The following is a 13,831-nucleotide window of genomic DNA, read 5'->3' on the forward strand; positions in this document are numbered from 1 at the left end:
CGCCCCTCCAGGCATTGACACGGAGGGGCGCGGCCGTTAGGCGCGGGGCGAAGGAGGCTGATTCGGGACACATCGCTTGCGCAGTGGTGTCAATAGTGACACCATTAACTGTGCCGAATGTTGCGAAGCTCCTCACGCGCATGAGGCAGAGTCCGGGAAACGTCCGCTTCGACGACCTGGTTCGCGTTTGCACCGCGTACTTCGGCCAGCCGAGACAACGGGGAACGAGCCACATGGTGTTCTCGATGCCGTGGAGGGGTGACCCTCGGGTGAATATTCAGAACGACCACGGCCACGCGAAGCGTTACCAGGTCGTACAGGTGCTGATGGCGATCGAGCGATGGGAGAGTGAAGGACAATGAGCGATTTCACGCACTACACATATCGAGTGATCTGGTCGGCGGAGGACGGCGAGTTCGTCGGTCAGGTCGCAGAGTTCCCCTCCCTCTCCTGGCTCGCGTCGACCCAGGCCGACGCATTGCAGGGCGTGGTCAACCTCGTAGAGGACGTCATCGAAGAGATGGAGCGTGCGGGCGAGCCCGTACCCGAGCCCTTCTCCGAGCGGCGCTACAGCGGTGAGTTCAAGGTGCGCATCCCCCCGGAGTTGCACCGCAGCCTCGCCATCCAGGCGGCGGAGGAGCATGTCAGCCTCAATCGGCTGGTGAGCGCGCGGCTCGCATCGTGAGGTGGGTCCGCTGAGCCGGCCTCACGCATCCCGAAGGCGGTCGAGGAGCCCCGAGTTCTCTTCGACGATGCGGTCGATCGTGGTCTGAGCGGAGTTCTGCGGGTATTCGGTCACTGGGAGAGGGCGTCGAGGAGCGCCGCGTCCTCTTCGAGGATGCGGTCCATGATCGCTCGAGTGCGCGCGCTCTTGTCGAGTCGAGCAGCCCGCTCTTCGAGAGCGAGCTTCACGACCTCTGTCTTGGTGCGGTGCTCCTGCTGCGCAAGCGCCTCGAGCAGCTCCTCATGAGCAGTGTCCAACCGCAGGTTCATCGCCATCTTCCAGCCTCCTAGTACCAGGTGGTACCTGACCGTACCATGTGGCACCTAGTCTCGGCTCACCCGCACCGCTTTGTCGAAGGCCGCGACGGCGCCCGCCGGCGCCTCGCCGAGCCCGGTGCCCGACAGGCTCGCCTCGACGAGCAGGTCGCCGCGGCGGAACCGGAAGACCCCCTCGGCGTAGGCGACCTCCGTCGCCGGGACATCGGCGGGGATCGTCCGCCGCACGCCGGTCAGGGTGCGGTACCAGTCCAGCATCCGGGCGCTTTCGGGGCGGTCGAGCTCCGACCAGTCGAGCTTCGAGCGCAGGAACGTCTCCGGGTCCTGCGGGTCGGGAACGACCGCGGGGTCCCAGCCCATCCTCGCGAACTCGGCGATGCGGCCCTCCGCCGTCGCCTTGCCGAGCTCCGGCTCCGGGTGCGAGGTGAAGAACTGCCAGGGCGTCGAGGCCGCCCACTCCTCGCCCATGAACAGCATCGGCGTGAACGGGCCGAGGAGGGTGAGCGCCGCGGCGACGGCGAGCCGGCCCGGGTCGAGCGTGGCGGTCAGGCGGTCGCCGACGGCGCGATTGCCGATCTGATCGTGGTCCTGGCTGAAGACCACGAGGCGGGTGAACGGGATGTCGGGGTCGAGCGGCCGGCCGTGGAACCGCTCACGGAAGCTCGACCAGGTGCCGTCGTGGAAGAAGCCGCGCCGGAACACCTTCACCAGGGCATCCGGGTCGGCGAAGTCGGCGTAGTAACCGGTGTCCTCGCCGGTCAGGTTGGCGTGGATGCTGTGGTGTACGTCGTCGTCCCACTGGGCGTGCAGCCCGTAGCCGTGGTGGGATCGGGCCCGGATCAGCTTCGGGTCGTTCAGGTCGCTCTCCGCGATCAGCGTGCGCGGGCGCCCGGTCTCTCCGGCCAGTTCGTCGGCGAGCACGGCGAGTGCCTCCAGCAGGTGGGTGGCGCCGTGGTCCTGCAGGGCGTGCACCGCGTCCAGCCGCAGGCCGTCGACGTGCTGCTCGCGCAGCCAGTACTCCGCGTTGTCGAGGACGTAGCGGCGCACCTCGTCGGAGAGCGGCCCGTCGAGGTTCACGTTGACGCCCCACGTGCTCGCGCCCTGGCCCAGGTACGGGCCGAACTTCGGCAGGTAGTTGCCGCTCGGGCCCAGGTGGTTGTAGACGACGTCCTGGATCACGGCCAGCCCGCGGGCGTGGCAGGCCTCCACGAACCGCTGGTACGCGGCCGGACCCCCGTACTGCTCCTGCACGGCGTACCAGAGCACGCCGTCGTAGCCCCAGTTGTGCGTGCCGTTGAACGCGTTCACGGGCAGCACCTCGACGGCCTCGACCCCCAGCTCCACCAGGTGGTCGAGCCGGCCGATCGCCGAGTCGAGCGTTCCCTCCGGTGTGAAGGTGCCGATGTGGAGCTCGTAGATGAGCGCGCCGGCCAGGTCGCGGCCCTCCCAGGCACCGTCCGTCCACGCGTGCTCCCGGGGGTCGAACTCGCGGCTGAGCTCGTGCACGCCGGCCGGCTGGCGGAGCGAGCGCGGGTCGGGGAACGGGCCCTCGCCGTCGACGACGTAGCCGTAGTCGAGCGGCGCGTCGGGCAGGACGGGGGACTCGGCCAGCTCCCACCAGCCGCCGGCCGGGGCGGAAGCGGAGGCCGGGACCGGGGTCAGTGGGAACGTACCGAGGTCGCCGAGCACCACATCCACTGTCCTGGCGTTCGGAGCCCAGACGCCGAACCGGCGATCGCGCGCCCTCATCGGACGACCGCCAGCAGGGCGACCGGGTACCGCTCGAAGACGGACGCGACGGCGACCCGGCCACGGAACTCGCGGCCCGTCAGCTCGTCGCGCATCGGCTCCTCCCCGAGGTCGAGCGTCGTCTCGGCCCAGCCGCCGGTCGCGGACAGCCCGACGGGCAGGCGGGTGGCCAGCGCGATCGCGCCGCCGCGGTCGAAGCCGACCAGGTGCCCGGCGCGCGAGCCCTCCGCGTAGACCGGGCGGTAGCCGGTGAACAGCTCCGGCCGGTCGCGGCGCAGGCGCAGCGCCTTCGCCGTGACCAGCACCTTGGCGGCGCCGGAGGAGTCGATGTCCGGGAGCCATCCCTCGTCGATGTGGGCGAGCAGCCCGGCCGACACGTCGAACTCGACGGGACGCCGGTTGTCCGGGTCGACCAGCGACCGCTCCCAGCGCTCGGAGCCCTGGTAGACGTCCGGGATGCCCGGGGCGGCGAGCTGCAGCAGCTTCGCGCCCAGACCGTTGCTCGCGCCGGGACCGTCGATCACGGCGGACATCGCCTCCACCTCGGCCCGCACCCGGTCGTCGTCGAAGGCGGCATCGACGGCGGCGGCCATGCGCGCCTCGAAGTCCGCATCGGGATCGGTCCACGCGGTCGAGGCGCCGGCCTCGCGCGCCGCCTTGATGGCGTAGTCCTGAAGCCGCTCGCGCGATGCCGGCCAGGCGCCGACGATCGACTGCCAGAGCAGGTTCTCGAGCGAGCCGTCGCCGAAGCCGACCCGCTCGCGGACCGTGCGCAGGAACCGCTCCCAACGGCCGGGCAGCTCGGCGAGGACGTGGATGCGGGCCCGCGTGTCCTCCCCGCGCTTGGTGTCGTGGGTCGACAGCACGGTCATCGACTCGGGCAGGCGGCGCTGCCGGTCGACCTGCCTGCGGTGGAACTCCTCCGGTGAGATCGCGAACTCGGACGGGTCGCCGCCGACCTCGGTCAGCGACACCAGGCGGGTGAAGCGGTAGAAGGAGTTGTCCTCGACGCCCTTCGCCATCACGGCGCCGGTCGTCTGCTCGAACCGCTCGCCGAGGCGGTCGGTGATGCGGGCGATGACCTCGACGAGATCGGGCCGGGACTCGGCGGCGGCCAGGCGCGCCTCCTCCAGGTACTCCGCGCCGAAGGGGAGGTAGCTGCGGTACACCGGGAACCAGGCGGCGAGCTCGGCGACGGCGTCGGCCGTCTCCTCGTCGGTCCCCTCGCCCAGCTCGCGCACGACCCGCAGCACCTCGGAGCGGAGGATGCCGTCGGCGACGGCCCGCTTGCGGCGGTGCGTCAGCTCGGTCCAGTCCTGGCTCTCCTCGCGTTCGTCGATCTCGCCCGCCAGCGCGGTCAGCGGGCCCTCGCCGGACGCGTCCACGAAGACGCGGTCCACGACCGCGAGCGCGTCGTACCCGGTCGTGCCCTGCACGGGCCAGTCGGGCATCCGCTCGTCGCCCTCGATGATCTTCTCGACCCAGATCGGCGCGTCGCCGGCCAGGGCGCGAAGCCGTTCGAGGTACTGCGCGGGGTCGCGCAGTCCGTCCGGATGGTCGACGCGCAGCCCGTCCACCAGGCCCTCGTGCAGCCAGCGGCCGATCTCGCGATGGGTGTCGTCGAACACCGGCTGGTCCTCGACGCGCAGGCCCGCAAGGGTGGTCACCGCGAAGAAGCGCCGGTAGTTGAGCTCGGCGTCGGCGCGGCGCCACGACATGAGTTCGTAGTGCTGGCGCGCATGCACCTCGCGCGGCCTGCCGCCCTCGGTGCCCGGCGCGATCGGGAACCGGTGGTCGTAGTAGCGCAGCTCGCCGTCCTCGACGCGGAGGGCGTCCTCCTCGTCCGGGCCGTCGCCGAGGACCGGCAGCCGCAGCCGGCCGCGGCCGAACTCCCAGTCGATGTCGAAGAAGGAGGCGAAGCGCGACTCCTGGCCGTTCTGCAGCACATCCCACCACCAGGCGTTCACGGCCGGGGTGGCGACGCCCATGTGGTTCGGCACGATGTCCACGAGCACCCTCAGCCCGCGGGCGTGGGCGGCCTCGGAGAACTCGCGCAGCGCCTCCGGCCCGCCGCGCGACTCGTCGACCCGGCTGTGGTCGACGACGTCGTAGCCGTGGGTTGAGCCGGGCTCGGCCTCCAGAAGGGGCGACAGGTACACCCAGTCGGCGCCGAGGCGCTGGAGGTGGTCGAGCACCTGGGCGGCATCGCGGAGAGTGAAGGCAGGGGAGATCTGGAGGCGGTAGGTGCTCACCGTCTCATTGTCCGGGAGACGATGGGGCGCGTGTAGGCCTTGAAATAGCGAGCCGAGCCCACTACTGGCGGCCCGGCGGTCCCGGGTTGACATCTCGGCCGGATGGGACGGGGTAGACGGGTGCCGGACTCGGTGGGAGCGTCGGAGACAACCGGACCACGAAAGGGGACGTCATGGGACTCGACGACAAGATCGAGAACGCGGGCGAGAAGCTCGGGGGCAACGCCAAGGAGGCCACCGGCAAGGCGACCGGCGACGAGCGCCTGGAGGCCGAAGGCAAGGGCGACCAGGTCAAGGCCGACGTGAAGCAGGCCGGCGAGAAGATCAAGGACGCCTTCAAGCACTGACGCGCGGGATCGAAGCCGCCCCCGTCCGGACCGCCGGGCGGGGGCTTCTTCGTGCGCGGAGCGCTCCGCGACCGGCTTCACCGCCCGTTCATCGGAGATTCGTCTATCGTTCACCGCCCGCGCGGAGTAACTTCCCGGTCATGGGAGACCGAGCGGACCGCGCACGGGCGTGGCGGAGGGTGTGGATCGGCGGCGCGCTGACCGCCCTCGCCCTGGCCGCCACCGTCGCGCTGTGCATCGCGATCCCGACGCAGGGGGAGAACCCGCGCGCCTGGGGCGTCATCGTGTGCGGGCTCGTCACGGTGGAGGTCTGCGCGCAGCTGACCGTGCGCAACCGCCGCCTGCTGCGGCACTACCGCGGCGAGGATCTGGCGCCCGGGCGAGCGCGGCTCGGCGCGGGTAGACGCGTGTCCGCGCGGCTGCATCATTCGGCGGCGGGCGCTCAGGTGCGCGCGAAGGCCGCCCGGTAGCGCGTCGGCGGGACCCCGACCTCCGCGTCGAAGTGATGGCGCAACAGGGTCGCGCTGCCGAAGCCGCAGCGGCGGGCGACCTCGTCGATGGGCAGGTCGGTGGTCTCCAGCAGCAGGCGGGCGTGCAGGATGCGCTGCGTCGTGAGCCACTGCATCGGCGGCACCCCGGTCTCGGCGACGAACCGGCGGGAGAAGCTGCGGGTCGACATGTGGACGCGTTCGGCCAGGCTGCTCACCGTGTGCGCCTCATCGAGCCGGTCGGTCAGCTGGTCCAGCAGTTCGCTGAAGGTGTCGTCCTCGCAGTCGCTGACCGGCTTGTCGATGTACTGCCGCTGGCCGCCGTCGCGCTGCGGCGGGACGACCATGTTGCGCGCGATCGTGTTGGCGACGGCGCTGCCCAGCTCGCGGCGGACCAGGTGGAGGCTGGCGTCGATGCCGGCGGAGGTTCCGGCGCTGGTGATGATGCGGCCGTCGTCGACGAAGAGCACGTCGGGGTCGACGCGGGCCTCGGGGAAGCGGCGCTGCAGTTCGTCGGCGTAACGCCAGTGCGTGGTGACGTCGCGGCCGTCGAGGAGGCCGGCGGCGCCGAGGGCGAAGGCGCCGGAGCAGACGCTGAGCAGGATGGCGCCGCGGTCGTAGGCGCGGCGGAGCGCATCCAGGAACTCCGGCGGGTACTCGTCGCGCACGGTCGCCGCGGGGACCGCGATCAGGTCGGCATCCTCCATGGCCTCGAGGCCGTAGGGGGCGGTGAGGGTCACGCCGGTCGGGCTCAGCACAGGAGTCTGCGGATCGATGGTGCACACCCGGAAGTCGAACGGCTCGAGCCCGGCATAGCTGCGGTCGAGTCCGAAGACCTCGCAGACGACGCCGAACTCGAACATGGCGAAGTCGTCGATCAGGGGGACCGCGACGGATCGGATCATGGCCGCCAGTGTAGTGGCCGAATGTTTGCGAAGGTAGACCGAAAGCCAGCTCGTGTCCGAATCTTTACGCCCGTAACGTAAAGGTCATGGCAAACACGACGTGGACACAGGGCATCGACCACGGCTGGGTGGCTCGCCCGGCCCGCACGAACGGCGGCCGGCCGGTCGCCAAGCGGCGCTTCCTCCTCAGCGAGTGGCTGCCGTCGGCGATCCTCGCCCGCGGCGGATCCGTCACCCGCGAGAGCGACCGCGCGCTGAGCGACCTGCGCGCGGCGCAGTCCGCCCGCGAGACCGGCCGCTGACCGCTCCACGATTCGTGACGAATCGGCGCCGTTCGTCGCGAACGGTCGCCGTTCGTCACGAATCGGCGGAGCCCACGCCCGACTTCCGGCGCCTCCTTCTCGCATCGTGGGGCTGCGGCTCGTCACGAATGGGACCTGTTCGTGACGAATGGCGCCCGTTCGTCACGAATCGGCGGGGATAGGGGTCGGGGCGGCGACGGAGGCGCGACGGATGAGGGCGGCGTCGAAGACGACGGACTCGTCGTCGACGCGCTCGCCGTGGATGCGCTGCAGCGCGAGCCGCGCGGCAGCGGCGCCGAGCTCGTAGATCGGCTGCTCGACGACCGTCAGCGGCGGCGTGGTGATGCCGGTCCAGTCCGCGTTGTCGAAGGCGATCAGGGAGACGTCCTCGGGGATGCGCAGGCCGAGCGTGCGGATGGTCTGGAACACCGTCATGGCGATGAGGCTGTCCGATGCGATGATCGCCGTCGCGGGTTCGTCGCCCAGTAGCAGCTCGCGGGTGACCACATCCACGCCCCGCCGCCTGGCGTCGAGCCGGATGCCGCGCTCCGGCGACGGGACGCCCGCATCGGTGAGCGCCTGCATCACGCCGTCGACGCGGTCGGCCACGCTGGACATGGTGATCGTCCCGCCGGGGACGTAGGCCGGCTCCGGGTAGGGCTGCGTCGAGACGAACGCGATCCTACGGTGCCCCTCCGCGAGCAGCTCGGCGGTGGCGCGGGCCGCAGCGGTGCGGTTGTCGACCGTGACCGAGTCGTAGCGGTGGCCGTCCGCGCGGCGGTCCAGCAGCACCAGGGGGCGGCCGGCCGCGGCGACGGTCGCGAGGTGCGAGACGTGGGCGGAGGATGCGGGCGCGACGATGAGCGCATCCACCTGCTTGTCGAGGAGCACGTCGACGGCCGCTTCCTCCGCGTCCACGTCCTCGTCCGAGTTGGTGAGGATGACGTCATAGCCTGCGGCGCTCGCGACATCGGAGATGCCGCGCATCGCGTGCGCGAAGAACGGGTTCTCGATGTCGCCGACCACCACGCCGATCGTGTTCGACCGGCCCGTGTTCATCGAGCGGGCCAGCGCGTTCGGGCGGTAGTTGAGCTCCTCCGCGGCGGCGAGCACGCGTGAGCGCACCGCGTCGCTCACCTGGCCGTAGTCGCCGAGTGCGCGGGCCGCCGTCGCCTTGGAGACCTTCGCCGCGCGGGCGATGTCGGCGACGGTGACGGCGCGCCGCGATGCGGGGCGTGGGGACATCCGTGAGCCCTTCCTGTTTCGCACATCCCGTGTTGACGAATCCGGGAGAGGTGTTGTAGCGTCCCAGAAAACCAACTGAGACCGGTCTCAGCGTAATCGTCAGAGACCGGTCTCAGCAACCAAGAGATCGACGAGGATCGCACGTCCTGTTTCTCGCCGACCAGCCCCCACACGATTGGACACCCGCAGTGAAACGACGCACCCTCCTCCGGCCGGCAGCACTGCTGGCCGCCGCGGCCTCCGCCGCCCTGGTCCTCGCGGCCTGCAGCGCAGGCGGCGCCTCCGGTTCGGCCACCAAGGACAACCCGTACGGTCTCATCGAGGCCGGAACCGTCCGCGTGGCGAGCCTGGGCGACTCCAAGCCCTACACCTTCACCGACGCGAGCGGCACGTTCACCGGCTTCGACGTCGAGCTCTTCACCGACGTCGCCAAGCGCGCGGGCATCGGCAAGCCGGTCTTCACGGGCCAGGACTTCTCCGGCCTGCTCGCCGCGGTCGCCAACCACCAGTTCGACGTCGGCGTCGCGGCCATCGGCATCACCGCCGAGCGCAAGAAGACGGTCGACTTCTCCGACGGCTACCTCGCCGGCTACCTGACCGTCCTCACCACCAAGACCAGCGGCATCGACGACGTCAAGGGCCTCGACGGCAAGCGCCTCGGCGTCGTGCAGGGCACGCTCCAGGAGGCGTACGCGGTCAAGAACTTCCCGAAGGCGAGCCTCGTCCGCTTCCCCGACAACAACGCCGCCGTCTCCGCCCTCAACAGCGGCTCGGTGGATGCGCACTTCCTCGACTACGAGGCGGCGAAGAGCTACGTGACGCAGTACCCGGCGCTCAAGGACGCCGAGGACATCCCGTCGTTCGACGCCCCCGCCGGCTTCGCCATCGCCAAGGGCAACCCGGCCCTCAAGAACGCCCTGAACAAGGGACTGCACGAGGCGATGGAGGACGGCACCTGGAAGAAGCTCTACCAGAAGTGGTTCCCGGGCTCGCCGATGCCGAAGCAGTACCTGCCCAAGGCGGAGCAGTCCTCGACGCCGACCCCCTCGAAGTAGGAGACCCGCAGGGAGATCCCCATGGACTGGCTCACCACCATCACGCACACCTTCTTCGACATCCCCTCGATGCTGCAGGTCTTCCCGCAGCTGCTGGGCGTCGGACTCGTCAACACGCTGATCATCTCGATCGCGGCGACCGTCATCGGCGTCGTGCTCGGCATGGTGGTCGCCGTCATGGGGATCTCCACCTCCCGCTGGCTGCGCATCCCCGCCCGCATCTACACGGACGTGTTCCGCGGCCTGCCGGCGATCCTCACCATCCTGCTCATCGGGCAGGGCTTCGCACGGTTCTCGCAGTCGATCTTCGGGCCGTCGCCGTACCCCCTCGGCATCCTCGCCCTGTCCCTGATCGCCGCCGCGTACATCGGCGAGATCTTCCGGGCAGGCATCCAGAGCGTCGACCGCGGGCAGCTGGAGGCGTGCCGCGCGCTCGGCCTCAGCTACGCCAAGGCGATGGCGCTCGTCGTGGTGCCGCAGGGCATCCGCCGCGTGCTGCCGGCGCTGGTCAACCAGTTCATCGCGATCGTGAAGGACTCCAGCCTGGTGTACTTCCTCGGCCTGCTGGTCGGCGAGCGGGAGCTGTTCCGCGTCGGTCAGGACGCCGCGGTGCTCACCGGCAACCTGTCGCCGCTGGTGCTGGCCGGTCTGTTCTACCTGGTCATCACTGTCCCGCTGACCCACCTGGTCAACTACTTCGACAACCGTTTCCGCACCGGACGCCGGAAGCCGGCGCCGCCGAAGAGCGGCCTGGACGAGCTGGACGAGGTCCAGCCTCCCGCGCCGATCACCCTCGGGAGCAACACATGACGTACACCTCGCCCCTCCCCGCCCAGCAGACGCCCGACTTCCGCGGCTCCGCCCTCGACCTCGTCGACCTGACGATGGCGTACGGCGACATCGATGTGCTCCGCGGTGTGTCGATCTCGGTCGCGCCGGGCACCACCACCTGCGTGATCGGGCCGTCCGGCTCGGGCAAGTCGACGTTGCTCCGCGGCGTCAACCGGCTGCACGAGCCGAAGGGCGGCGACGTCCGGCTCGACGGCGAGAGCATCCTGGGCACGAAGCCCGACGTGCTCCGCCGGCGCATCGGCCTGGTCTTCCAGCACTTCAACCTGTTCCCGGACCACACCGCGCTCCAGAACGTCATGCTCGCGCTGCGCAGCGTCAAGCGGATGCCGAAGGCCGAGGCGAAGCGGATCGCCGAGGAGCGACTGATCGAGGTCGGGCTCGGCGAGCGGATGGACCACCGCCCGCGCGACCTCTCCGGCGGCCAGCAGCAGCGCGTCGCGATCGCCCGCGCCCTCGCGATGGAGCCGGAGGTGATGCTCTTCGACGAGGTCACCAGCGCGCTCGACCCCGAGCTCGTGAAGGGTGTGCTCAACCTCATGGCCGACCTGGGCCGTCGCGGGATGACGATGGTCGTCGTCACCCACGAGATGAACTTCGCCCGCAAGGTGGCCGACCAGGTCGTCTTCATGGACGAGGGCCGGGTCGTGGAGGCCGGGCGTCCGGACGACCTGTTCGACCGGCCGCAGAGCCCGCGGCTGCAGCGCTTCCTGTCGGAGGTGCTGTGAGCGACGAGCGCGCGATCCGTGTCGGCCTGATCGGGTACGGCGTCGCCGGGCGGGTGTTCCACGCGCCGTTCCTCGCGGCGGACCCGGCGTTCGAACTCGCCGCGGTCGTCACCTCGCAGGCCGACCGGCTGGCCGCCGACCATCCGGACGCGACAGCGGTGGACGATGTGGATGCGCTGCTCGCGCATCCCGGACTCGAGCTGGTGGTCGTCGCCTCGCCCACCCTGCTGCACGTCGCGCACGCCGAGGCGGCGATCGATGCGGGGGTCGCGACGGTCGTCGACAAGCCGTTCGCACCGGACGTGGCATCCGGTCGCGCCCTGGTCGAGCGGGCCCGAGCCGCAGGCGTGCCGTTCACGGTCTTCCAGAACCGGCGCTGGGACGGCGACTTCCTGACGCTGCAGCAGCTGGTCGCCGACGGCTCGCTCGGCGACGTCCGGCGGTTCGAGTCGCGATTCGAGTGGTGGAAGCCCTCGGTCGACGACTCCTGGAAGTCGACCACCGGCGCGGAGGAGGGAGGAGGCATCCTGTTCGACCTGGGCGCCCACCTCATCGACCAGGCCCTGCTGCTGTTCGGCCCGGCGAGTGTGAGCCATGCCGAGGTGCGCAACCGCCGCGGCGGGGGCGCGGACGATGACGCGCTGGTCGTCCTCGAGCACGCCTCCGGCACGACGAGCGAGCTCTGGATGAGCGCGGTCGCGCCCCTCGTCGGCCCGCGCTTCCGTGCGCTCGGCTCGGAGGGCGGGTTCGTCTCGTGGGGCCTCGACCCGCAGGAGGGGCAGCTCTTGGGCGGCATGCGCCCGGGCGATCCGCGCCTCGGCCGCGCCGAGCATCCCGCACGGGTCGGGACCGACGCCCACCCCGGCGAGCTCCCGCTCGCTCCCGGCGACTACGCCGGCTTCTACCGGCAGCTCGCCGCCGCACTGCGCGGCCGGGCGCCGCTGCCCGTCGACCCGGCCGGGCCGCTCGCCGTGCTCGACCTGATCGGGTCGGCCCGGGCGTACGCCGCGGCGCACTGAACGAACTAGGAAAGAAGGAAGCACCACCATGTCCCACTCCCGACCCACCCATGTCGTCGTCCTCGGCGGCGGCATCCTCGGCGCCTCCACCACGGCGCAGCTCGCCCGGCAGGGCGTGGAGGTCACCCTGGTGACCGCGGGCGCCCTCGCGGACGGCGCCTCCGGCCGCTCCATCGCGTGGCTGAACTCGTCCGGCGATCGCAGCGCGGCCTACCACTACCTGCGCCTGGTGGCGCTGGACCGCTACCGCACCTGGCGCGAGCAGCACCCGGGCAGCCGCGACTACCTGCGCTTCGACGGCGCGCTGAAGTGGGCCGCCGAGGGCGAGAGCTTCCGTCGCACGTTCGAGTTCGAGCGCGCCAAAGGCTACGACAGCGTCTGGGTCGACCGTGCCGACGTCGCCCGGATCGCCCCGGACGTCGACGCCTCCGCCGTGGCCGAGGAGGGCGCCATCTTCAACGCGGGGGAGGGCTGGGTCAGCCTCCCGGACCTCATCACCGACCTGATCGCGGAGGCGACCGCCGCCGGCGCGAAGGTCGTCGAGCACGCCGGCGAGGCGACAGTGGATGTGCAGAGCGGCGTGGCCGTCGGCGTCGTGCTGGGCGACGGCACCCGCCTGGCGGCCGACGCCGTCGTGCTGGCGACCGGTCCGTCGGTTCCCGCGCAGCTGGCGCGACTCGGTGTCACCGTCCCCGACGCGACGCCCGCCGCCTTCGTCGTGTTCACCAAGCCGGTGGACGTCGAGCACAGGACCGTGCTCAACACCCCGCGGGTCGCGGTGCGGCCGACGCCGGACGGGCGGCTCGTGCTCGACGCCGACTGGGCGGAGCAGTCGGTGCAGATCGCCGACGACGGCACCATCACCGTGCCCGAGGCGTCGGTGCAGGGTCTGCTCGACGAGGCCTCGAAGGTGCTCGCGGGCAACCCGCGGCTGGAGGCCGACTGCATCGGCGCCGGCCTGAAGCCCATCCCGGGCGACGGCGACCCGGTCGCCGGTCCCGTGCCGTCGATCGAGGGCCTCTACGCCCTGTTCACCCACTCGGGTGCGACGCTCGGGCTCGCGCTCGGTGAGCTGGCGGCCGAGGAGATCGTCACCGGCTCCCCGTCGCCGGTGCTGGAGGCCTTCCGCCTCGAGCGCTTCGAGACCGAGGCCGCGGCCGAGGCCGTGCCGACGGGGGCGTGGGCGCCGGTCGCCGAGCAGTAGGCACGCCGAGCCGGCCGTCTCGTCCCCTCCCGTCTCCTAAGCTCGGAGCGTGGAGAGTATCGAGGCGGCCGGTTTCCTGTTCGACATGGACGGCACGCTCGTCGACTCCACCCCAGTCGTGGAGGCCGTGTGGACGTCGTTCGGCGAGCGGCACGGCATCGACCCGGCGACGCTGCTGGCCCACGCGCACGGACGGCAGGCCGTCGACACGATCGCGCATTTCCTCCCCGAGCTGGGCGAGGCCGAGCGCGGGGAGCTCGCCGCCGCCCTGCTCGCCGAGGAGGTGACGAGGACCGACGGCATCGTGCAGATCCCCGGGGCCGTCGGGCTGCTGGAGGGGCTCATCGCCGACGGGGCGCCCGTGGCCGTCGTGACGAGTGCGTCCCGCGAACTCGCGGTCGCGCGGCTGCGCGCGGCCGGCGTCCCGGTGCCCGAGGTTCTGGTGGCGGCGGAGGACGTCACCCGCGGCAAGCCCGACCCCGAAGGGTACCGCCGCGCGGCCGAGCTGCTCGGCGTCCCGATCGGGGAGTGCGTCGTGTTCGAGGACGCGGAGGCCGGACTCGCCGCCGCCGTCGCCTCCGGCGCCCGGGCCGTCGTCGTGGGCGGTCACGCGTCGCCGACGACCGACGGGCTGGCGCGGCTCGCGGACTACACCGGATTCCGGGCGCTGCTGCGCTGATCCGACGCGG

Annotated in this window: 15 protein-coding genes; 10 read left to right on the forward strand and 5 right to left on the reverse strand. The window is 71.3% G+C overall.

Annotated elements, in window-relative coordinates; genetic code table 11:
* Positions 1 to 358 precede the first annotated feature (358 nt).
* Positions 359 to 685 (forward strand): type II toxin-antitoxin system HicB family antitoxin, encoded by a 327-nt coding sequence (locus HNO83_RS11005; RefSeq protein WP_175337571.1) that lies wholly within the window; start codon positions 359 to 361, stop codon positions 683 to 685.
* Between the two features lie 110 nt (positions 686 to 795).
* Here HNO83_RS11005 and HNO83_RS11010 read toward each other — a convergent pair whose 3' ends face one another.
* Genes HNO83_RS11010 through treY form a run of 3 tightly spaced genes read right to left on the reverse strand, consistent with a single transcriptional unit; the run spans position 796 to position 5,000 of the window.
* Positions 796 to 999: a hypothetical protein gene (locus HNO83_RS11010; protein WP_175337572.1), complete on the reverse strand. Its 204-nt coding sequence runs from the start codon at positions 997 to 999 to the stop codon at positions 796 to 798.
* Positions 1,000 to 1,047: 48 nt separating this feature from the next.
* Positions 1,048 to 2,748, reverse strand: coding sequence for a malto-oligosyltrehalose trehalohydrolase (gene treZ / locus HNO83_RS11015; protein WP_175337573.1), 1,701 nt, complete (start codon positions 2,746 to 2,748; stop codon positions 1,048 to 1,050).
* The gene (treY, locus tag HNO83_RS11020) at positions 2,745 to 5,000 is read right to left on the reverse strand and encodes a malto-oligosyltrehalose synthase (RefSeq protein ID WP_175337574.1); all 2,256 of its coding nucleotides are present in this window, start codon (positions 4,998 to 5,000) and stop codon (positions 2,745 to 2,747) included. The genes treZ and treY overlap by 4 nt, the downstream gene beginning before the upstream one ends.
* A 173-nt stretch (positions 5,001 to 5,173) precedes the next feature.
* Between treY and HNO83_RS11025 the strand changes: the two genes are divergently transcribed.
* Together HNO83_RS11025 and HNO83_RS11030 are read left to right on the forward strand one after the other, a co-directional pair.
* Positions 5,174 to 5,347, forward strand: a complete 174-nt coding sequence (locus HNO83_RS11025; RefSeq protein ID WP_115695598.1) for a CsbD family protein — start codon at positions 5,174 to 5,176, stop codon at positions 5,345 to 5,347.
* 140 nt (positions 5,348 to 5,487) lie between these two features.
* The gene (locus tag HNO83_RS11030) at positions 5,488 to 5,817 is read left to right on the forward strand and encodes a hypothetical protein (RefSeq protein WP_249776671.1); all 330 of its coding nucleotides are present in this window, start codon (positions 5,488 to 5,490) and stop codon (positions 5,815 to 5,817) included.
* On the opposite strand, the gene HNO83_RS11035 is transcribed toward HNO83_RS11030, so the two are convergent.
* The gene (locus HNO83_RS11035) at positions 5,790 to 6,740 is read right to left on the reverse strand and encodes a GlxA family transcriptional regulator (protein WP_175337575.1); all 951 of its coding nucleotides are present in this window, start codon (positions 6,738 to 6,740) and stop codon (positions 5,790 to 5,792) included. The genes HNO83_RS11030 and HNO83_RS11035 overlap by 28 nt on opposite strands.
* A gap of 86 nt (positions 6,741 to 6,826) precedes the next feature.
* On the opposite strand from HNO83_RS11035, the gene HNO83_RS11040 reads away from it, so the two are divergent.
* On the forward strand, positions 6,827 to 7,042 hold the full coding sequence (locus tag HNO83_RS11040; RefSeq protein ID WP_217498937.1) for a hypothetical protein: 216 nt from the start codon (positions 6,827 to 6,829) through the stop codon (positions 7,040 to 7,042).
* A gap of 162 nt (positions 7,043 to 7,204) precedes the next feature.
* On the opposite strand, the gene HNO83_RS11045 is transcribed toward HNO83_RS11040, so the two are convergent.
* Positions 7,205 to 8,287, reverse strand: a complete 1,083-nt coding sequence (locus HNO83_RS11045) for a LacI family DNA-binding transcriptional regulator (protein ID WP_175337576.1) — start codon at positions 8,285 to 8,287, stop codon at positions 7,205 to 7,207.
* Positions 8,288 to 8,475: 188 nt separating this feature from the next.
* Here HNO83_RS11045 and HNO83_RS11050 point away from each other — a divergent pair, with 188 nt between their 5' ends.
* Genes HNO83_RS11050 through HNO83_RS11075 form a run of 6 tightly spaced genes read left to right on the forward strand, consistent with a single transcriptional unit; the run spans position 8,476 to position 13,821 of the window.
* Entirely contained in the window at positions 8,476 to 9,342 is an 867-nt protein-coding gene (locus tag HNO83_RS11050; RefSeq protein WP_175337577.1) for an ABC transporter substrate-binding protein, read from the forward strand.
* A 21-nt stretch (positions 9,343 to 9,363) separates the two neighbouring features.
* Positions 9,364 to 10,152: an amino acid ABC transporter permease gene (locus tag HNO83_RS11055; RefSeq protein ID WP_020075997.1), complete on the forward strand. Its 789-nt coding sequence runs from the start codon at positions 9,364 to 9,366 to the stop codon at positions 10,150 to 10,152.
* On the forward strand, positions 10,149 to 10,919 hold the full coding sequence (locus tag HNO83_RS11060) for an amino acid ABC transporter ATP-binding protein (protein ID WP_283810086.1): 771 nt from the start codon (positions 10,149 to 10,151) through the stop codon (positions 10,917 to 10,919). Before HNO83_RS11055 ends, HNO83_RS11060 begins: the two co-directional genes overlap by 4 nt.
* Positions 10,916 to 11,938, forward strand: a complete 1,023-nt coding sequence (locus tag HNO83_RS11065; RefSeq protein WP_175337578.1) for a Gfo/Idh/MocA family protein — start codon at positions 10,916 to 10,918, stop codon at positions 11,936 to 11,938. The genes HNO83_RS11060 and HNO83_RS11065 overlap by 4 nt, the downstream gene beginning before the upstream one ends.
* Before the next feature lie 28 nt (positions 11,939 to 11,966).
* The gene (locus HNO83_RS11070; protein WP_175337579.1) at positions 11,967 to 13,142 is read left to right on the forward strand and encodes an NAD(P)/FAD-dependent oxidoreductase; all 1,176 of its coding nucleotides are present in this window, start codon (positions 11,967 to 11,969) and stop codon (positions 13,140 to 13,142) included.
* Positions 13,143 to 13,191: 49 nt separating this feature from the next.
* Entirely contained in the window at positions 13,192 to 13,821 is a 630-nt protein-coding gene (locus HNO83_RS11075; RefSeq protein ID WP_349627146.1) for an HAD-IA family hydrolase, read from the forward strand.
* The last annotated feature ends 10 nt before the right edge of the window (positions 13,822 to 13,831 follow it).

The sequence above is a fragment of the Leifsonia sp. C5G2 genome (genome assembly GCF_013359685.1).
GTDB lineage: Bacteria > Actinomycetota > Actinomycetes > Actinomycetales > Microbacteriaceae > Leifsonia.

Coding starts and splice junctions, on each gene's coding strand:
- HNO83_RS11010 (WP_175337572.1), bottom strand. CDS start 999: ATGGCGATGAACCTGCGGTTGGACACTGCTCATGAGGAGCTGCTCGAG.
- HNO83_RS11070 (WP_175337579.1), top strand. CDS start 11,967: ATGTCCCACTCCCGACCCACCCATGTCGTCGTCCTCGGCGGCGGCATC.
- HNO83_RS11025 (WP_115695598.1), top strand. CDS start 5,174: ATGGGACTCGACGACAAGATCGAGAACGCGGGCGAGAAGCTCGGGGGC.
- HNO83_RS11045 (WP_175337576.1), bottom strand. CDS start 8,287: ATGTCCCCACGCCCCGCATCGCGGCGCGCCGTCACCGTCGCCGACATC.
- HNO83_RS11060 (WP_283810086.1), top strand. CDS start 10,149: ATGACGTACACCTCGCCCCTCCCCGCCCAGCAGACGCCCGACTTCCGC.
- HNO83_RS11030 (WP_249776671.1), top strand. CDS start 5,488: ATGGGAGACCGAGCGGACCGCGCACGGGCGTGGCGGAGGGTGTGGATC.
- HNO83_RS11035 (WP_175337575.1), bottom strand. CDS start 6,740: ATGATCCGATCCGTCGCGGTCCCCCTGATCGACGACTTCGCCATGTTC.
- treZ (WP_175337573.1), bottom strand. CDS start 2,748: ATGAGGGCGCGCGATCGCCGGTTCGGCGTCTGGGCTCCGAACGCCAGG.
- HNO83_RS11005 (WP_175337571.1), top strand. CDS start 359: ATGAGCGATTTCACGCACTACACATATCGAGTGATCTGGTCGGCGGAG.
- HNO83_RS11055 (WP_020075997.1), top strand. CDS start 9,364: ATGGACTGGCTCACCACCATCACGCACACCTTCTTCGACATCCCCTCG.
- HNO83_RS11040 (WP_217498937.1), top strand. CDS start 6,827: ATGGCAAACACGACGTGGACACAGGGCATCGACCACGGCTGGGTGGCT.